This is a genomic window from Micromonospora sp. KC207 (assembly GCF_004348615.1).
Taxonomy (GTDB): Bacteria; Actinomycetota; Actinomycetes; order Mycobacteriales; family Micromonosporaceae; genus Micromonospora.
The window spans coordinates 1-19,650 of the sequence record NZ_SMKJ01000109.1; the positions used below are offsets into that span (position 1 = coordinate 1).

Consider the following 19,650-nt stretch of genomic DNA (forward strand, 5'->3'; position numbering starts at 1 on the left):
GACTCGGCGGGCGTCGGGGTGGACGGGGCGGACGGGGTCGGCGCGGGACGCTCCGGCGCGGAACAGCCCGGTAGCAGCACGGCGACGGCCACGACGGCCACGACCGGCCCGCCGGCGCCGACAGGCCGGGTGCGCCGCTCCCCCGTTCGCCGCCGTCCCATACCCACCGTTCTAGCAGCATCACGGCCGGTACGCGCCGGCCACGCCCGCCGACGCCCGGGGTCAGTGCCCCCGCACCGCCCGCCAGATGTCCACCGGCAGCGCGGGCGCGCCGTCGACCGGGGCCGGCTCCCCGGGCGTGGGGGCGATCCCACCGGCGGCGATCCGGTCCAGGGTGGCCAGGCCGGCGGCGTCCACCTCGCCGAAGACGGTGTAGTTCGGGCGCAGGGCCGAATCCGCGTACACCAGGAAGAACTGGCTGCCGTTGGTGTCGGGGCCGGCGTTGGCCATGGCGAGCAGGCCCCGGGCGTAGACCCGGCGCACGCCGGTCGGGTCCGTCGGCGCGGGCGGCAGGTCGGTGGGCAACTCGTCGGCGTACCGGTAGCCCGGCCCGCCCTCGCCGGTGCCCGACGGGTCGCCGCACTGGAGCACGCGACACGCGCCCGGAGTCCGGCTACCGATGCGCGCCGAGCGGGCCCACGACCCACCCCCGGCGGCGGCACTCGGCCAGCAGCCGGGGCAGGGCGGCGAGGGTCGCCCGCCACGCGCCGGGGGCCGCGGCGCAGTCCGCGTCGTGCAGCAGGACGGTGTCCCCGCCATCCAGCCCGGCGGTGACGGTGCCGAAGACCGAGTCGGGGGTCGCCGTCGCCCTCCAGTCGCGGCCCCAGCGGGTCCACAGCACCGGAGCCAGCCCCAACCGCGCGCTCGCCAGCAACGCCGGGCCGGTCAGCACCCCGTACGGTGGGCGGAAGAAGCGGGGGGCCAGACCGGTGGTGGCCTCGACCAGGGCCCGGGTCCGGGCCAGGTCGCGGTAGGTGGCCAGCGGGCCCCGGGCCAGCAGGTTCCGGTGTTCCCAGCCGTGCACGGCCACCTCGTGCCCGGCGGCGACGAGGTCCGCCGCGAGCCAGGGCGACCGGACGAGCATCGTGCCCAGCACGAAGAAGGTGGCCCGCACCCGATGCTCCGCGAGCACGTCGAGGAAGCGCGGGGTGGACTCGGGATCGGGGCCGTCGTCGAAGGTCAGGGCGATCCGCCCGGGCCGGCCCGCGCCGGCGAGCCGGGGGAAGAGCCGACGGCGCAGCGGCGCCACGGCGGTGGCCGTGGGCCCGAGCTGGGCGGCGAGCGCGACGGCGGCGGTGCCGGCCAGCGCGAGGGCGGGCCGCCGGTGCCCGCGCGACGCGGTCACCGCCCGCCCGTCCGCCGGATCGGGGGCAGCACCGTGACCAGCACCCCGACCGCCTCGCCCACCGCGTCGAGGACGGTCCTCCTGGGGTACGCGCAGGAAGAGGCGACGGTTGGCCGCCCCGCCGCGTCGGCCACCAGGGCGGCGGCGTCGGCTGAACCGGCCGTCGGCCAGCCGGTGGGTTCCGGCCCCGGCGTGGACAGTGCGGCCAGCGTCCGACGCAGGTGCTCGGCGGACGGGACCCAGCGGGTCAGCCCGGCCTCGGCGAGGATCGCGGCGTTGGCCCGGCCGTGTCCCGGCAGGGGGCGGTAGGTGATCACCGGCAGCCCGCAGCTCAGCGCCTCCTGGCAGGTCAGCCCGCCCGCGTTCTCCACCACCGCGTCGACAGCCCGCATCAGCGTGGGCATGTCGTCCACCCAGCCCAGGACGTGCTGGGTGAGCCGCCGCAGCCGCCGACGCAGGGCCTTGTTGTGACCGCAGACGACCACGGCGCGCACGCCGTCGGCGGCGGCCACGTCGGCGACCATCGCCTCGACGTCGCCCATCCCCCACGCCCCGGCGACGATCAGCACGAGCCGCTCCCGCTCCGGCAGCCCGAAGCGCCGCCGGGCCGCGCTCCGGCTCGTCCCCGCCGCCGCCGGGAAGTCGGCCGAGACAAGCGGCGCGACCGTCCGGGCGTCCGGGCCCGGGCCGGTACCCGCCGCGTGGGGGCGGGCGTGCCGCAGGGTGCAGTAGACGTCGACGCCGGGCGCGACCCAGGTGGGATGCACGACGAAGTCGGTGACGTAGGTGACCAGTGGGACGGGGAGCAGGCCGTGGCGGCGCAGGGGCCCGAGCAGTTGGTTGGCGAACGGGTACGTGGTGACGACCGCCCGGGTGCCGGCCGGGACGGTCCGCCGCGCGCGTCCGCGCAGCGGCGCGAGCGCACCCCGCAGGACGGCGGCCGCGAGGCGGGACCGGGAGGTGACGGTGAACAGTGCGCCGTAGCCCCACGGTGCCCAGCGCAGGACGCCCCGGTACGCCTCGCGGCACATCCACCGCGCCGGGCTCGGCAGCAGGTCGAGGAAGTTCACCCGGCGCACCACGAAGCCCCGGTCGCCGAGCCGACGCGTCAGCTCGGCGGCGGCCGAGTCGTGGCCGGCCCCCACGTCTGCCGACACCACGACGATCGTCCCCCGGTGCTGCGCGGTCACCAGGCGCGCTTACCCGTTCGGCGCGGGTTGACTCCTTGCGCCGCGAGCGTCACCCGCCGCTTCAGGCCCGGCGTCGCCGGCGGTGCAGGAGCACGGCGGCGAGCAGCCCGGCCACGGCGGCGGCCGCCGCGACGAACGGCCAGGACGCCGCCCAGCCCGGCCGGGCGACCCCGTGGGCGGCCACCGCCCGGGGCTCGGGGGTGACCGCCGCGCCGACCGCCGGGGACGCCACCGGAGCGCCGTTCGCGGCCGTCTGCCCCGGGGCGACAAGGCGTCCCACCGAGGCGTCCCGGGGCAGCGAGAATCCCCAGTCCAGCAACGCCGCACCCTGTTCCCAGCCGCGCATCGGCCGGGGCTCGGCGCCGAGCAGGGTGACCACCAGCCGCCGGCCGCCGCGCTGCGCCGCGCCGACGTAGGTGTGCCGGGCGTAGTCGGTGAAGCCGGTCTTGCCGCCCAGCGCGCCCGGGTAGCGGTAGATGAGCTGGTTCTCGTTCTGGATCTGGAAACCCTGCCGGCGCAGCGCGGGCTGGGCGGGGATCCGGGCCTGCTCGGTCAACGCGTACCGGCGGAAGGTGGGGTCGGCAAAGCAGACCCGCGCGATCAGCGCCAGGTCGTAGGCGCTGGTGAACTGGCCGGGGCCGTCCAGGCCCGACGGGGTCACCGCGTGGGTCTGGAGGGCACCGAGACGGCGGGCCTCGGCGTTCATCGCCCGCACCCCGCCGGCCGCGCCGTCGGGCCCGCCGACGAGCCGGGCCAGTACGTTGGCCGCCTCGTTGCCGGACTGGAGCAGCAGCCCCAGAAAGACCGTCTCGACGGAATAGCGGCCGCCCTCCAGCAGGCCGACGGCGGAGCTGCCGGGGGCGATGTCGAGGTCCTCGTGGGTCACCGTCACCACCCGCTTGGGGTCCAGCATCGGCAGCGCGGTGGCGGTCAGCAGCAGCTTCTGCACGCTGGCCGGCGTGGCGTACTCGTGCGGGCCGCAGCCGCCGAGGACCGCCCCGGTGTCCAGGTCGGCGACCAGCCAGGAGGTGGCGGTGAGTGCTGGCGGCGCGGGCGCGCCGGCCGGCGCGACGAGGGCCGGGGTGGCCAGCGCCGCCCCGCCCACCGCCTGCTGCTGCGGCACCGACGGCGGGGGCGTCGGCCGCGGGGAGCGCTCCACCTGCGGTGCCTGCGCCCTGGGGCAGGGCACCGGGGCGGCCGGTACGTTGGACGCCCGACCGGCCGGGCCGGCGTGGACCCCAGCGGGCACCCCGGACGCGCCCAGAACGACGGCGGCGGCGAGGGCCAGCACCGGAGCTTCCATGACCTGCACCCTAACCCGCAAGATCGGCCGTTGTCCGGCGGACCGGCGCGGTACGCGGGCGACTGTCGTCTTCGCCCGCCACGGGACGGCGGGCGACCGAAAATTCGTCGGTGAATGGGTTGAACGATCGCCGCCGAAGATCCGTACTGACCGACGAAGGAAACGGGTCATCCACGACCGCCCATGCCGGGACGGTCACGATGTCTCCGCCTGTCCGTGGAACCGTCCGGAACCATTCCGGGAACGGGCGTCACGCCGTTCCCGCCGGCCGGTTTCCGGTTTCTTCGATCGTCGCGGCATACCGCCGACGACGCGTACGGAAATTGACGCCGGACGCTTCGGCGGTCAGGACAAGGAGAGGTGCATGGTCAGGCGCACGCGAAAGAATGCCGTCCTGAAGCTCGGCGGGGTCGGTGCCTTCGCGGCACTGGTGCTCGGTGCCGGACTGTCGCTGGCGTCCGCCGGCGAGAACACGGCGACGGCGGTGTCGGTCACCTGCCCGACCGTGGCCGACAAGCTGGGCGCGGTACCGGCGGCCGCGAAGGCGGGCGTGGACCAGGAGCTGCGGAACCTGGAGACCCAGATCGCCAACGTCAACGCCCGGCTGGCCCGCGAACCGGGGGCCGCGGCCGGTCAGCTCAACGACATCGCCGGCAAGCGCCGGGCCGTGCTCGACCGGATCCGGCTGAACATCACCCGGGTCGGTGGCACCGCCCCGGCCGGCCTCGACCAGCTCGCCACCTGCGCGCTGCGCAACGGCGCGGCCACCGGCAACAACGCCGGTGCCGACAACGGCAACACCGGCACCGTCGCGGCCGGGGCCGCGCAGACGGTGAACTGCCCGGACGTACGCAACCAGCTGCCGGCCGTGCCGGCCGGCGCGGCGGCGGGCGTCCAGCAGGAGCTGGCCAACCTGGACCGGGAGATCGCCGCCGCGAACGCCCGCCTGGCGCAGCTCGCCGTGAAGCCCGAGGGCGGCCCGAACTTCGTCAACAACGCCATCCTCGGCCCGCTCAAGAGCAAGCGCATCGCCGTGCTCGACCGGATCGCGATCAACATCGCCCGGGCCGGTGGGCAGCGCCCCAACCTGTCCAGCCTCGCCACCTGCGGTCTCAACGCCGCCGGGGCGGGCAACGCCGCCGGGGCCGGCAACAACGGCAACGCGGGCGCGGGCAACAACGGCAACGCGGGCGCGGGCAACAACGCCGGCAACGGCAACGGCGCCAACGCCGGGGTGGCGCGGACGGTGAACTGCCCGAACGTGCGCAACCAGCTACCCGCCGTACCCGCGGCGGCCGCCGGTCAGGTGCAGAACGAGCTGAACCAGCTCGACAAGCAGATCGCCGAGGCCAACGCCCGCCTCGCCGGCCTCGCGGTCCGGCCGGAGGGCGGCCCGAACTTCATCCAGAACGCCATCCTTGGCCCGCTGAAGGACAAGCGGGTGGCGGTGCTCAACCGGATCGCCACCGACATCGGCCGGGTCACCGGCCAGCGCCCCAACCCGCGGCTGGACCTCGCCACCTGCGGCCTGAACTGACCGATCGACGGGCTCGACCCCGCGGGCCCCGCCCGGTGGACCACCACCGGGCGGGGCCCGCCGCTGTTCCCGCCGTACCGCCGGCCGGGCGCTGGGCCCGCCGCGCCACCGCCGCGCCACCGGCGGCCGGCGGCCTGATCCCCTGCCGTGTCGCCCGTTTAAGACTTTGCGGCTCGCTCACACCGCTGGTCACGTGTGGTGTCGACGAAAGTCTTCCACAGCGGTCGAATGAGACAATTGAACCGACCAGGCCCCAAAGGTCCAGAGTCGGCCGGGTCACCCCGTACGTCGATCGCGTGAAGGGTTCCGCATGCAGCAGCCAGCACGGTTCATCGCCGACAGCCACGACATGATCGAGGTGCGCGGCGCCCGGGAGAACAACCTCGCGTCCGTCTCGGTGGACATACCCAAGCGCCGTCTCACCGTCTTCACCGGGGTCTCCGGCTCGGGGAAGTCCTCGCTCGTGTTCGGCACCATCGCCGCCGAGTCGCAGCGGATGATCAACGAGACGTACAGCGCCTTCCTCCAGTCGTTCATGCCCAGTCTGGCCCGCCCGGACGTCGACTCGCTGCGCAATCTCAGCGCCGCGATCGTCGTCGACCAGGAGCGGATGGGGGCGAACTCCCGGTCCACCGTCGGCACCGCCACCGACGCGTACGCCATGCTGCGCATCGTCTTCAGCCGGCTGGGGCAGCCGCACGTCGGGTCGGCCGGCGCGTTCAGCTTCAACCTCGCCGAGGGGATGTGCCTCACCTGCGAGGGGCTGGGCCGCGTCTCCGACCTGGACGTCCACCAGCTGGTCGACGTGGAACGGTCGCTCAACGACGGGGCGATCACTGTGCCGAACTTCACGGTCGACTCCTGGTACTGGCAGACCTTCGTCGGCTCCGGCCTGTTCGACCCCGACGTCAAGCTTCAGGACTTCACGCCCCAGCAGTGGCAGGACTTCCTGTACAAACCGGCCACGAAGATGAAGATCGGCACCCAGACCCTCACGTACGAGGGTCTGGCGGTGAAGGTCCGCCGGCTGTACCTGAGCAAGGACAAGGAGCCGACGCAGCCGCACGTCAAGGCGTTCGTGGAGCGGGCGGTGACGTTCACGACGTGCAGCGACTGCGCCGGCACCCGGCTGAACCGGGCCGCCCTGTCCTCGCGGATCGCCGGGCGCAACATCGCCGAGTGCAGCGCGATGCAGATCAGCGACCTCGCCGCGTTCGTGCGCGCCATCGACGACCCGTCGGTGGCGCCGCTGGTGGGCAACCTGCGGGACCTGCTGGACTCGCTGGTCGAGATCGGGCTGGGCTACCTCAGCCTGGACCGCGAGTCGGGCACTCTCTCCGGCGGTGAGGCCCAGCGGGTCAAGATGGTCCGGCACCTCGGCTCCAGCCTCACCGACGTCACGTACGTCTTCGACGAGCCGACGGTCGGGCTGCACCCGCACGACATCGCCCGGATGAACGGCCTACTGCTGCGCCTGCGGGACAAGGGCAACACGGTGCTGGTGGTGGAGCACAAGCCGGAGACCATCGCGATCGCCGACCACGTGGTCGACCTCGGCCCGGGGGCCGGCCCGGACGGCGGCCGGATCTGCTACGCCGGCGACCTCGCCGGGTTGCGCCGATCGGGCTGCCTGACCGGCCGGCACCTGGACCACCGGGTAAGCCTGCGCGACCGCGTCCGCACGCCAACCGGGCATCTGCCGATCCGCGGCGCCGACCTGCACAACCTGCGCGACGTCAGCGTGGACGTGCCGCTCGGCGTGCTGACCGTGGTCACCGGCGTGGCCGGGTCCGGCAAGAGCTCGCTGATCCACGGCTCGCTGCCCCGCCGCGAGGGAGTGGTGGTCGTCGACCAGTCCGCCATCCGCGGCTCCCGGCGCAGCAATCCGGCCACCTACACCGGCCTGCTCGACCCGATCCGGGCCGCCTTCGCCAGGGCCAACAAGGTCAAGCCGGCTCTGTTCAGCGCCAACTCCGAGGGTGCCTGCCCGAAGTGCAGGGGCATCGGTGTCATCTACACCGACCTCGCGATGATGGCCGGGGTCGCCTCGGTGTGCGAGGAGTGCGAGGGCCGCCGGTTCACCCCGCAGGTGCTCGCGTACACGCTGCGGGGGAAGAACATCAGCGAGGTGCTCGGCATGTCGGTGACCGAGGCGCGCGACTTCTTCCCGAGCGGGCCGGCCCGGTCGGTGCTGGACCGACTGGCCGACGTGGGCCTGGGCTACCTGAGCCTCGGCCAGCCGCTGACCACCCTCTCCGGTGGCGAGCGGCAGCGGCTCAAGCTGGCCATCCACATGGGCGAGAAGGCGCACACCTACGTGCTGGACGAGCCCACCACCGGCCTGCACCTGGCCGACGTCGACAAGCTGCTGGCCCTGCTGGACCGGCTGGTCGACGCCGGCAACACCGTGGTCGTCATCGAGCACCACCAGGCGGTGATGGCGCACGCGGACTGGATCATCGACCTCGGCCCGGGCGCCGGGCACGACGGCGGCCGGATCGTGTTCACCGGCACCCCGGCCGACCTCGTGGCGCACGGGGACACCCACACCGCCACCCACCTGCGCAAGTACGTCAGCCGGTGAAGTGGGCCGGGTCCACCGCCACCCGCCGCGGTGGACCCGGCCCGTCGCGCGCGGGACTACCGGTAGATCGTCCCGGTCCCGGCGTCCCGGATCGCCCCGGACAGGTTGCCGGTGAGGTTGTTGCCCGGCCCCACGACCGTCGCCACGCAGCCCGGGGTGGTGATGTTCAGGCCGTACCGCTGGGTCTTGACGGCCTGGGTGTCGGTGGCCACGTTGCCGCTGACGAAGTTGTCGGAGCAGGGCACCGACGTCGCCGTGGTGATCCGGATGCCGTCGCGGCCGGAGACGTCGTCGGAGCTGCTGGTGACGTGGTTGTCGACGATGTGGTTGTCGTTGCCGCCGTCGATGTTGATCCCGTCCTGGCCGGCCTGGTCGATCCGGTTGCCGCTGACGACGTTGTCGTCGGCGGTCTTGTTGGGCTGGTCGGCGGTCGGCGACGACCGGTTGATCTGCACCCCGTGCCCGCCCACGCCGGTGATCACGCAGCCGGTGATGGTGTCCCCGCTGGTGGCCAGCAGCTCGATGCCGTCGCTGGCGGTGCCGCTGATCTGGCAGTCGCGCACCGTGTTGCCCATCGAGGTCCAGCTCTGGTTCTTGCCGTCGAAGATGATCCCCCGTCCCCTCGACGCGGTCACCCGCACCCGCTCCACCAGCATGTTGTTGCCGTCGTCGAAGTCGAGGGCGTCACTGGTGGTGCGGGGTGGGCCGCCGGCCGACACGGTGAGGTCGCGGACCACCCCGCCGTCCATCCCCTTGGTGTTGAACGGCTCCGTGTCCGCAGCGGCGGAGCTGGAGTTGCGGATCAGCGTCAGGCCCATCCCCGCGCCGACGAAGGTGACGTTGCGCAGGCCCTCCAGCTTGAAGAACTCCGCGCCCAGGTCGAACGTGCCGGCGGTGAACGCGATCGTACCGCCGCCGAGCCGGTTCACGTCGGCCGCCGCGCTCTCCACCACGGTCTTGAGGCTGCCGGTCCAGGTCTGCCCGGTCACCTCGGACACGGCGCTGTAGGTGACGGCCCCGACCCGGCTGATCGTGTACGGCGACGGGTTGGGCGGTGCGGGGACGATGAGCTGCGGCCTGCGGCTCTCCGTCCCATCCCGGCTGGTGAGCCGGAAGCCGGTGTCGTCGGTCGTGGTGAGCGCCAGGGTCACCGGCCGGTCCCCGGTGATCAGCGACGACACGTCGACGGAGAGCCAGGTGTCGGCGGCGATCGGTCCGCTGCTGGCGACGACCGGGCCGATCGGTGGGGCGTTATGGTAGGTGAGCGTGCCCTCCCGCCAGTCGTCGTCGGAGACGCCGTGCACGTACAGCCCGGTGCTGCTCGCCGTCTCGATGTACAGCCGCAGCACCGCCGACGGCTCGTCCCCCGTGCCGGTGACCTCGAAGCGCAGGTACGCGACCTGATGGGGCGAACCGTCGACCCGCAGCGAGACGGCGCCACCGTAGTTGCGCAAGGGATGGCCGGCGTCCACGGTGGCGTCGGCCACCGGGGTCAGGGTGGCCGCCGCGGCCGGCGCGGCTGGCCTGGTCAGGGCCGCGCCGGCCAGCAGCAGAACCGCCGCTACGCGGCACAGAACAGTCCGGTGTTCACGTGTCATGTCTCCTCCAGACCCGTCAGGGTCGGGGCGGCGCCGAGCGCCGCCCCGTCAGCTGTCCACAGGCGCCTCCGCGTCGTGGTCGGCGCCGCGCTGCGCCGGTGGCACCGCGCCCTCCGGCGAGCGCCGGCGGCGGAGGAACACCCACAGCGGCACCAGGGCAAGTGCGCCGGCGCTGGCCACGACAGCGCCCCAGGCGGGCAGTCCCCAGTGGTCGTCGTACGCCTGCTGGCTGTCCATCGCCACGTCGTGGTCGACGGAGGCCCCCAGCAGTTCCGCCAGCACCTCCAGGTATCTCGCGCCGAACCGCTCGCTTGGTTCGACATGGGTGTTCTCGCTGAACTCGTTCCAACTGATCACGCCGAGCGCGTCGGGTTGGGACAGCCGTGCCGCGGCGAAGGACGCCCGCAGCGTCTCGCCGTCGCGGCGGGCCACCACCCGCCGCCCGCCGAGTTGGCGGGCGTCGAAGCCCGGGGTGACCGGGGCGATCCACAGCCCGCCGTGCAGGTGCACCGCCTGGGACATCGCCGCGAGCCGGTCCCGGGTGCGGCCGTCGAGCGCGTCCGCCGACGACCAGTAGTACGCCTGGCCGTCGAGTGCCGAGCCGTAGGTCGCCACTTCCTGCGGGGACTTGGCGGCGCCGAGGACCAGCAGCCGCTGGCGTGCGGCGCGAACGGTGTCCGCGACCTCGGCGGCGGTGAACCGGTCACTGCCGTTCCAGATCACCACCGGCTTGTCGAAGACGTCGAAGACCTCGTCGGCGGCGTACCGGTCGGCGAAGAGTTCGAGGTCGGCCCGGACGGTGGCCCGGGGCAGGGGCTTGCGGCTGAAGTCGAGCCCCTGGTAGACGATGCCGAGCCGGAAGCCCTCCGCCCGGGCGACCTCGACCAGGCTGGCCAACCGGTCGTCGAGCTGCGGGGTGTGCTTCCAGGAGACGAGGAAGCCGGTCAGGCCGGCCGCCTTCGCCATCCGCACGTGCCGTCGCATGATCTCGGTGTCGTCGCTGGAGTACCGCCCGAGCTGCGGATAGTCGGTCTTGGCGCGGTTCCACGAGGTCGGGTTGAACCAGATGTAGTAGTGGGCGAGGACGGGGGCGGGATCGGCGGCGGGCGTGGTCGGCACGGGCTCGCCCGCTGCCCGGACGGGCCGCGCGGCGAGCGCGCCGATGCTGGCCAACACCAGCACGACCACGACGCACCCGAGCCCGACCCGCAGCGGCCGACGCCACCGGCCGACCTGCTGCCCCGTTGGGCGCTCCCGGCGGGGCAGCAGGGCCCGCAGCCGCCGCCGCAGCGCCGGCCGGCCCACCAGGACCAGGCCGACCGCGACGCCGAGCACGCCGAGCGCCACCAGCGTGAGGTCGACGGCGCTGATCACGCTGAGCATCACCTGCTGGTCGCGGCTGATGCTCACCGGCCGGCCGAAGGAGACCCCGCCACCCAGCACGGTCACCGTGTAGGTGCCACGGGGCAGGTCGGGCACCAGGGCGGTGCCGTCGGCGGCGAACGGCAGCCGCTGCACGCGCCCGTCGGCTCGGGTGAGCTGGATGCCGTCGCCAGCCCGTCGGGTGAAGAACATGTCGCTGGCGGAGAAGGACACCTTGAAGAAGAGCAGCTCGATGAGCCAGTTCTGGCGTTCCCAGGGGACGAACTTGTGGCCGGCCCGGTTCACCACCGAGGTGCCGTCGACCATGACGCTGTCGACCACGTAGTAGAGCTGTTTGGAGGCCAGTCCCCGGGGGCCCTGCTGGGTGCGGCTCTCGGCCACCCAGAGTGGCCGGGCCAGGTCGGCGCCGGCCAGCTCGATCACCTCGCCGGTGTTGCTGCGCAGCCGCATCTCGGTCACCCGCTCGACGGGGACGGGCGCGCCGTCGCGGTCGGCGTAGCGCCACCAGACGCGGCGCACCGTGCGCAGCCCCACCTCCACGGTCCGGCTGCGCACCCCGTGGTCGAGGCTGCCCCGGAACCGGTCGAGCAGCACCCGGCGGTCTGGGCTCACCGCGGTGGGCACCACCGTGAACCGCTGGTCCAGGCCGGTGAAGTTGCGGACCCGCACGTGCAGCCGCCCCTGGCGGTCGGAGCGGGCCGTGTTGCCATCGACGGTGACCACCACGCCCTTGATCGGCGGGACCATCTGGATCTTCAACGTGCCGGGCAGGGCGGAGGCGGGCGCGGCGACGGCGGGGGCCGGCAGGAGGAGCACCGCGAGCACGCCGAGCAGCAGCGGCAGCAGCCGCCGGGCGCTCACCGGGACCTCCGCCGGCCACGCAGCGCCGCCGCCACCACCAGCGCCACGACCAGGCCCACCGCGGCGGCGTACGAGGCGTAGACCGGCCGCGGATCGGGGCGGTGCAACGCCACCGGCACCCGTTCGGCGCTGAGCAGCACGCCGGGGCGCGGCGGCGCGGCGAAGTCGAACGCGTCCAGGAAGGTCTGCGCCTTCGCGTCCCGGCTGGCCAGCGGCTTCACCCCCCAGTTGACCTCGATGAACTTCAGAGCCGAGGTGAAGTCGAGGGTGGTCGAGTCGACGTACCCCCGGCGGGCGTACGGGCTGACCAGCAGCGCCGGCACCCGGAAGCCGTAGCCGTAGCGGTCGATTTGGGGCGGGGTGACGTGGTCGTACCAGCCGCCCCAGTCGTCGTAGGACCACAGGAACGCCGAGGAGGACCAGTCCGGGGAGCGCATGAGCTGGGTGAGCAGCGCACGGACGAGGTTCTGGCCCGAGCCGATGTTGCCCGGCGGGTGTTCGCTGTTGCCGGCCGGGGCGATGAAGGACACGGCGGGCAGGTCGCCCCGGGCGGCGTCGGCGTAGTACTCGTCCAGGTCGACGATCTTGCTGGACAGCCGGGGGTCGTCGACGTAGCGGGCGTACGCGAGCAGGGGAACCCAGATCACCTGTGCGCCCCGGTCGATGTTCTCCTCCTCCACCCGGGACCGGAAGGTGATGGTCGGGTCGTAGTTCTGCACGTAGAACTTCCAGCTGATCCCGGCCGCCTCCAGCCGGTCGAAGATGGTGGGGATGTCGCCCCACCCCTGCGCCGGGATGGTTTCCGCCTTGCCGGTGGCGCCCGGCCCGCCGGTCACCCGGTACATGTGGTTGCGGATGCTGCCGGAGTTCGAGGAGCTGAAGAAGCGGTCGAAGAGCACGTACTCGTCGGCCACGTTCCAGTAGTAGGGCAGGTCCCGCTCGTCGTAGTAGGCCATCGCCATCCGGCCGTCCTTGCCCTGCTTGCTCACCCCCTCGACGAAGCCGTCCATCCGGCCACCGTTGTACTGGGTGCGGAACGCGTCGGCGGAGTGATCCAGGTCGATCGCCCCGAGTTTGCCGATGTGGAACGGGGTGACGCAGGGCTTCGGTACGCCCCGCTTCACCGGCATGCAGGCGTCCTTCGGCAACCCGTCGACCCCCGGCCGGGTGCCGAAGTAGTTGTCGAAGGTGTGGTTCTCCTGCATGAGGAAGATGAAGTGCTCGACGGGCGTTGCCGTGCGGGGCGTCGGGGCCGGCGTTCCCGGAGCCGGGGTCGCCCCGCCCGGGTTCGGCGCGGGTCGGGCCAGCGCCGCCGACGGCCCGGCCGACAGGGCCAGGCACGCCAGCAGCGCGGCGTGGGTCGTCCTGCGGGCCCACCGCGACGCGGCGGCGGACGACGGGACGTGGGTCGGACGAATCATGGACGCACCTCGTAGACGACCACCACGGGCACCGGCGTCACCCGACCGGAGGCGCCGGGAGCCCCGACGTACTCGGTGTGCACGACCCGGCCGTGGTACCGGCGGACAAGCGTCATCAGCCGGTCGGCGAAGAAGGGGGACCGCCGCGCGGAGAAGGCATCCCACACGACGTAGTGCAGATTGTTGTTGCGAAGCCACCCGTCCGGATTGTTCAGCGGCACGTAGGACGGGTTGCGGTGCAGCGGGTTCGGGCTCACCGACAGGCCGTAGCTCTGCCGCTGGCTGTAGAACCGCACGATGTTCGACATCGAGGGGCCGAGCGTCAGGATGACGGAGCCCTCGGGGGTGTGCTCCGTCAGCCAGCGTCCGACCTCCCGGCCGCCCGGCACCCCACCGGAACCGGCGAGGAAGGTCGTCCGGCCCTGGTGGCTGACCGCGTCCCAGGACGAGGCCGCCAGGGTCGACGCGACCAGGGCGACGGCGGCCAGCCGGATCAGCCGGCCGGCCCGGGCGGGCACCGCGCGGGCGGACGCGCCCCGGCCCGGCCACGGCAACCGCGCCGGCACCGGGAGCAGGACCAGGGCCCGCGCGCCGAGCAGGACCACCGGCACCGCCACCGGGAGGAGGTACTGAAAGCCCTTGACCGGCCAGAGCTGGAAGAACACCACCGGTACGGCGATCCACGACAGCAGCAGCGTCTCCCGCCAACTGCTGTGCCGGCGGGCCCACCAGAGGCCGCCCGCCGCGGCGACGAGCAGCAGCACCCCGATCGTTATCGGCACGTTCTCCAGGTAGAACGACATGGGGTGGTTGGGTCGGCGGAAAAGCTGCCAGACCAGATAGTTCCGGCCGCTGTCCGACCGCCCGGCGAGGGCCTGGGAGACGGGGTGGGCCGCGAAGACGACCACGAGCGCCGGTAGCGCCAGCAGCGTGGCCCGCACCGGCCGCCGCACGGCCGGGGTTAGCGCCAGGAACGCGTAGACGCTGCCGGCCAGCACGACGCTGGTCTCCTTCGCCAGCATGGTGAGCCCGAGCATCCCGGCGGTGGCCAGGTACCAGACCTCGCGCTGCTCCTGCACGTACCGGACCAAGCAGTAGAACGTCAGCGTGCTGAGCAGCACCATCGGCCCGTCCAGCAGGATCTGCCGGGTCACGATGACGTGGTAGGGCATGACCGCGAGCAGCAGCGCCGCGAGCAGCCCGACCCGGCGGCCGTAGAGGCGGGCCCCGAGCGGGTACACCGCCAGGACGGTGAGCACCCCGACCACCGCGACGACCCACCGGCCGCTCATGCCCGCCTCACCGGCGCGGAACAGCGGTGACAGCAGCGCCTGGAACAGCATCGGGTGCGCCCGGAAGACGGGGAACAGGTCGGTGTAGCCGGGGTTGCCGGCCAGGGAGGCGGCCTGGCCCGCGTACACCACCTCGTCGCTGTTGAACCCGAAGAAGTCGATCCGCCAGGACCGGACGAGCAGAGCCAGCCCGGCGATCGCGGCCAGTGCGGCGGCCACCGCCCACCGCCTGCGCCGCAGCGCCCGCAGCCACGACCCCGGCGGTGGGAGCCGGCGGCGGGCCGGGTCGTCCCGGTGGCCCCGGCGCTGGCCCGGCAGGACGGCGGTGGCCGCGCCCGGCAGGTTCATGCAGGCTCCCCGGCGGCCGTCAGGTCCCGGCTCCAGCGCGGCCACGCCTGGGCGGGCACGACGCGGGTCGCGGGCCCGCCGCGCTCGCCGCGCAGCAGTCGGGGGATGTCGTCGGCCCAGCCGAACCGGTCGGAGACGATCACCCGGCTGCGGACGTGGGACAGGAAGCCGGCCAGGATCTCCTGCTCCCGCAGCCGCAGCTCCGGGTAGTGCTGACCGTCGATGGTCAGCGACGGCGCGAGGTACCGGAAGGGCGGGAAGCCGTACGCGTCGTCGGTGTTGCGGATCATGCGGGCGACCGTCTCTTCGTGGTCGAGTTCGCCGATCGCGGGCCTGCCGCGCTCGATGACGAAGAGCTCCTCGACCCGGGCCGTGGTGCCGATGCGGCAGGGCACCAACCGGTCGACGCTGTACTTCGGCGGCGGCACCAGCAGTTGGGTCACGGCGTTGATGCCCATGATCGGCAGGTTGAACCGGGCCAGGGTCAGCGCCAGAGACCGGCCGCCCTTGGAGTGCAGCCGGCTCTGTAGTTGCAGCCGCCGCCACTCCCGGGGCGTCAGGTCCTGCGCCTGCACGGCCCGCAGGGTGTGCGCGCTGATGGTCAGCGGCTTGGGGAAGCAGGTCGCGGTGCCGTCGGGCCGGACGATCGTCATGTCGTCGGAGAGGAAGAGCCCGCCGTGGTCGCGCAGCAGCCGCAGCACGGTGGCGGTCTTGCCGGTGTCGGTGAGCGCGGAGAGCATCACCCCGACCCCGTCGAGGGTGACGCAGGCGGAGTGCAGCAGCATGTGACCGCGGGCGACCATCACGAAGCGCAGCAGCGCCTCGACGATGTTCGTGTAGACCACGTGCGGGGACCGGGCCAGCAGCGGGCCGACCTGGATCTCGATGGGTGAGCCGAGCTGGATGCGGAAGTTCGCGCCCAGGCGCCCGAGCTGTTCCTCGTACCGCAAAACCGACCGGTCGGCGTACTGGGTCATCGCGGCGCGGCGCTGCGGGCCCCGTCCCCCGACGTCGCTGACCCGTACCGCGATGTCCACGTCGGCGTCGGCGACCCACTGGGCCCGGAAGAACTCCAGCTCGGGCAGCATGATCTGGGAGCCGATGGTCACCACCCCGGCCACGTCGTACCGGTACTTCAGGTACTGGTAGCGCCGGCGCGACGGCGGGGTGACCGCCTCGGCCGCACCGGAGGCGATCAGCAGCCGGACCGGGTCACGCCGGCCACGGTCCAACGCCGCGTAGATGACCTGGTCGTTGACCAGGAAACGGACCAGGAAGAGCGCGACCAGGGTGGCCGCGTTCGCCACCAGCACGCCGACGCCCGCGAACACCAGTGCCTGCAACACCGGCAGTCGCAGCACCAGCAGGACGTTGTTGAGCAGGAAGAACCGCACCGCCCGGGCGGACAGGGAGCCAACGCGGTCGCGCCGGTAGATCAGGTTGTCCACCAGCAGGAAGTTCCACGAGGTCGAGAGCTGGGTGGCCAGCGCCGCGCCAAGGAGGTGGTGCAGCTTGGCGGGCTCGTAGAAGAACCACAGCGCCCCGGTGTTCACCACCATCCCGGAGAGCCCGACCAGCCCGAAGCAGATCATCCGGACGAACTGCCGCACCCGGTCGGCCCGGGCGCGCGGGCGGTGCCGGATCTGCCCGACCAGTCGCCGCCCGCGCAGCCGCGACAGGTGCCGCAGGAACGTCATCCCCTCCCGCAGGGAAGCCTTGGACCGACCCTCGTGCCGGGGGGCCATCTCGTACGCGACCTCGGCGACCCTGGCGCCCGGGTGTCGGACCAGCAGTTCCAGCAGCACCTTGAAGCCGAGCGGGTTCATCCGGTCCAGCCGCACGGCCGCGCGCCGGAACGCGAAAAGTCCACTCATCGGGTCGCTCACCGTGGCCAGCCGGCGCGGAAACATTGCCTTCACCAGCCGGGTGGCTCCGGAGGAGGTGACCTCCCGCAGCGGACCGTCCAGCCCGGCGTTGGAGCCCTTGCCGGCGTACCGGGTGCCGATCACCACGTCCACGTCGTGTCGCATCGCGACCGCCGCGAGCGTCGCGGCCGACTCCGGCGGGTGTTGCAGGTCCGCGTCCATGACGAGCACCCACTCGCCGCGGCCGTGCCGGGCACCGAGCAGGACCGCCCCGCCCAGGCCGCCGGCCCGCGCCTCCGGCGGCCGGTGCAGCATCCGCACGGGCACGGGGGCGTCGGCGGACAACGCGGCGATCACCCCGTCGGTGCCGTCGTTGCTGTCGTCGACGAACAGCAGCTCCGCCTGCAGGGGCACCAGTAGCGGGGCGAGGCGCCCCATCAGCACGGGGACGTTCTCCGCCTCGTTACGGGTCGGCACGATGACGGTCAGCCGGGGTGGCCGCGAATCCTCCGGCGCGCGCAGCTCACGTGGCCGCGGTCCGGCGTCGTCCTCGACGGCTTGCCGCTCGTGGGCCTCCGGCCCGTGTCCGATCATGGGAAACCTCTCCAGGCTCCGGTACCCGAGCAGCCCGCGAGCCATTCACAGTTAACGGTGGAACTGGCAGATGAATTGAATACGGAAGAATTGCTCATGTATGCAGATCGATGTCGGTGGATTCCGCCGACAGCAATGGTTCGCTCGGGTACGGGTGAGGTTATGGGGGATGGCCGCGAAAGGTCCAACGTCTGAATAGTCGACAAACTGACATAGCCATTTTGCGAACAGAGGTATCCGGTTAGCGACAATGGGGCCGTCCGCGCAGGTGAACGGGGGGACTCACTCGCTTCTCCAGCACAGTCTCCACCGCATCACGTCCCCGCAACTTCCACAAAAAATGCCGCGGCGCGATTCAGTTTTGAAATTCGTGCCGAAAAGGTGAATCACCGGTCAGGCGCCCGAAGCAAGCCGCCGCGCGGGTCCAGCCGGCTCGGGGGTCAGCCGCAACACGCCGACGTACCCGCCACCCTAGGACGGCGGTAGCTGGTCATGCAGATCGGTGATGAAGTCGGACCGGCCCGCGCCGCTCCAGTCGCACCACACTCCCGCCGGGACAGGATTGCGGCATCCCTGGGAACTCTCGATCGAGGTCCCCTCGCCCCACTCGTTGTAGCTCGTCACCAACTGCCACGGCGCACCAGAGGCGTTCATCCGGGCCAGCCCGGCCCGCCAGCGCGCCCGGTCGCGCGACAGGAACGGCCCCTGACCGTACGGCAGTCCGGCCTTCCAGAACCCCGGCGAGACGTTGTACGACCCCTCACCAGGGGCGTTGCTGAAGTCGTGCTCCGCCCGGGCCGGGCCGTACTGGTGCCACCCCGCCACCTGCGGCGTCCCGGAACAGCCCGCGTAGCCGGAGAAGACCTTCAGGTTGAGGTGGACGGTTTCGCCGAACCGCCGCTGGAGCAGCGCCTGGGCCTGGTTCCAGCGGTCCACCGTGGCGCAACCCTGGGCGGTCGTCAGATCCCCGGCGTTGTACACGAAGACGGGCATGCCCCGGTCGGGCAGCACAGCGAGGGCGGAGCCCTGCCCGCCGTACGTGGCCCGAAGGTAGTGCAGGTCTTCGGCGATGCGCTCGGGCGTCGGATCGGACGTCCCCTCCGGCTCGTAGTAGGGCGCCCAAGCGAACCCGGTGCCCTGAGCTGCCCGGACCATCGCCGGCCACCGCCGGTCCGTCACGGTGTCCCGGCCGAACCACGACGCGATGCCCACCGTGATCCCGCCGTACCGCATGTCCGCGACCTGGGCGCGCACCACCGATTCCTCGATCGAGTACCGGCCCCGCGCCGGCACGTAGTTGGTGAACGGGTCCAGGCCCTGCTGCCGCCACGCCTCGGGAAACCACGGGTAGTAGAACGCCGCTCTGATCACCGCCGGAGCCCGCACCACCAGCCGGAAGACGACGGTGTGCCGGGCCGACGCGCCGGCACCGGTGACCACCAAATCGTACGTGCCGGCGCGGGTGGACACCGAGGTCCGCACGGTCAGCACGGCCGGCTCGCCGGAGCGCACCGTAGCCGGCTCCACGGTCGCGCTCGTTCCCCCGGGCAGGCTCCCCACCGAGAGGGAGACCCCCTGCGCCGCTCCGGTCGTAACCGCCGTCCGCACCGTGGCCTGGACCAGCCTCCCGGCCACCGTCGAGGCCGACCCAGGCACCACCACCAGGGAGAAGTCGTCGCCTGCGGCCGGACGGGACACCGTGGCACCCGCCGCCCACCCGACCGGCTCGACGGCCCGGATCGGATCGGCGGCGAACTGGCCGAAGACGACGAGACACCCGACCAGCACCGCGACAAATGACATCAGACCACTCCCGTCGTCGTCCGGCCGCCCGGCTGCGACCCGATACCAGACAGAACGCAGCAGGCCGTAGAACGTGACTGCCCCCGTGTGCGTGCGCACCGGGCTCGGCGCTCAGCGCGACAACCGCCGCACCCAGCGCCGCTGCCAGGGCGTCTCCACCGCCCGCGGGTGGTAGTGCTCGCGTACCCACTGCACCGCCCGGTCCGCCGGCAGACCGTCGAGCACGGCGAGCGCCGCCAGCGCCGTGCCGGTTCGGCCGATCCCGCCGAGGCAGGCCACCTCGACTCGCTGCCCCGCGTATGCCCGGCGCAACGCCTCCCGCAGCGCGTCCAGCGCGTCGGCCCGGTCCAGCGGCAGCAGGAAGTCGGGCCAGCGGATCCGCCGGTGCGCCCAGGCTGGTGCCGGGCCCGGCGCCAGCAACAGCGCGAAGTCGGCGGGCGTGGCCACGTCGCCGACGCGACGCCCACGCACGGATGACCCGCCCGGCAGTACGACGACCCCGGGACTCCCGCCCCAACCCGTCACC

At 72.9% G+C, this 19,650-nt stretch carries 12 protein-coding genes and 1 pseudogene; 2 read left to right on the forward strand and 11 right to left on the reverse strand.

The features are described 5' to 3' along the window. Nucleotides 1-222: 222 nt before the first annotated feature. The 4 genes and pseudogenes from E1258_RS15680 to E1258_RS15695 form a co-directional block, all read right to left on the reverse strand. Nucleotides 223-591, reverse strand: a pseudogene (locus tag E1258_RS15680) (peptidylprolyl isomerase); the annotation flags it as partial. 22 nt (nt 592-613) lie between these two features. Then, nucleotides 614-1,345, reverse strand: coding sequence for a polysaccharide deacetylase family protein (locus E1258_RS15685; RefSeq protein ID WP_207919581.1), 732 nt, complete (start codon nt 1,343-1,345; stop codon nt 614-616). After that, a complete protein-coding gene (locus E1258_RS15690) occupies nt 1,342-2,535 on the reverse strand; it encodes a glycosyltransferase (RefSeq protein WP_243715481.1) in 1,194 nt (397 codons plus the stop codon). Before E1258_RS15690 ends, E1258_RS15685 begins: the two co-directional genes overlap by 4 nt. A gap of 61 nt (nt 2,536-2,596) precedes the next feature. Continuing rightward, nucleotides 2,597-3,838 (reverse strand): D-alanyl-D-alanine carboxypeptidase family protein, encoded by a 1,242-nt coding sequence (locus E1258_RS15695; RefSeq protein WP_132401402.1) that lies wholly within the window; start codon nt 3,836-3,838, stop codon nt 2,597-2,599. A 364-nt stretch (nt 3,839-4,202) separates the two neighbouring features. On the opposite strand from E1258_RS15695, the gene E1258_RS34845 reads away from it, so the two are divergent. Continuing rightward, complete coding sequence (locus E1258_RS34845) at nt 4,203-5,375, forward strand: hypothetical protein (protein WP_243715482.1); 1,173 nt, start codon at nt 4,203-4,205, stop codon at nt 5,373-5,375. 310 nt (nt 5,376-5,685) lie between these two features. Next, a complete protein-coding gene (locus E1258_RS15705) occupies nt 5,686-7,959 on the forward strand; it encodes an excinuclease ABC subunit UvrA (RefSeq protein WP_132401405.1) in 2,274 nt (757 codons plus the stop codon). A gap of 56 nt (nt 7,960-8,015) precedes the next feature. Here the strand turns inward: E1258_RS15705 and E1258_RS15710 are convergent, their stop codons facing one another. The 7 genes from E1258_RS15710 to E1258_RS15740 form a co-directional block, all read right to left on the reverse strand. After that, nucleotides 8,016-9,557: a right-handed parallel beta-helix repeat-containing protein gene (locus tag E1258_RS15710; protein ID WP_132401408.1), complete on the reverse strand. Its 1,542-nt coding sequence runs from the start codon at nt 9,555-9,557 to the stop codon at nt 8,016-8,018. A gap of 48 nt (nt 9,558-9,605) precedes the next feature. Then, nucleotides 9,606-11,801 carry a hypothetical protein gene (locus tag E1258_RS15715; RefSeq protein ID WP_132401411.1) on the reverse strand — a complete coding sequence of 732 codons (2,196 nt, stop codon included), beginning with the start codon at nt 11,799-11,801 and terminating at the stop codon, nt 9,606-9,608. Further along, nucleotides 11,798-13,222 (reverse strand): alkaline phosphatase family protein, encoded by a 1,425-nt coding sequence (locus E1258_RS15720; RefSeq protein WP_132401414.1) that lies wholly within the window; start codon nt 13,220-13,222, stop codon nt 11,798-11,800. Before E1258_RS15720 ends, E1258_RS15715 begins: the two co-directional genes overlap by 4 nt. Continuing rightward, a complete protein-coding gene (locus tag E1258_RS15725) occupies nt 13,219-14,862 on the reverse strand; it encodes a glycosyltransferase family 39 protein (RefSeq protein WP_132401417.1) in 1,644 nt (547 codons plus the stop codon). Before E1258_RS15725 ends, E1258_RS15720 begins: the two co-directional genes overlap by 4 nt. Further along, nucleotides 14,859-17,321, reverse strand: coding sequence for a glycosyltransferase (locus tag E1258_RS15730; RefSeq protein WP_165949780.1), 2,463 nt, complete (start codon nt 17,319-17,321; stop codon nt 14,859-14,861). Before E1258_RS15730 ends, E1258_RS15725 begins: the two co-directional genes overlap by 4 nt. Before the next feature lie 471 nt (nt 17,322-17,792). Beyond that, nucleotides 17,793-19,124: a hypothetical protein gene (locus E1258_RS15735; RefSeq protein WP_132401423.1), complete on the reverse strand. Its 1,332-nt coding sequence runs from the start codon at nt 19,122-19,124 to the stop codon at nt 17,793-17,795. A 111-nt stretch (nt 19,125-19,235) separates the two neighbouring features. Then, on the reverse strand, nt 19,236-19,649 hold the full coding sequence (locus E1258_RS15740) for a protein-tyrosine phosphatase family protein (RefSeq protein ID WP_132401426.1): 414 nt from the start codon (nt 19,647-19,649) through the stop codon (nt 19,236-19,238). Nucleotide 19,650 lies beyond the last annotated feature (1 nt).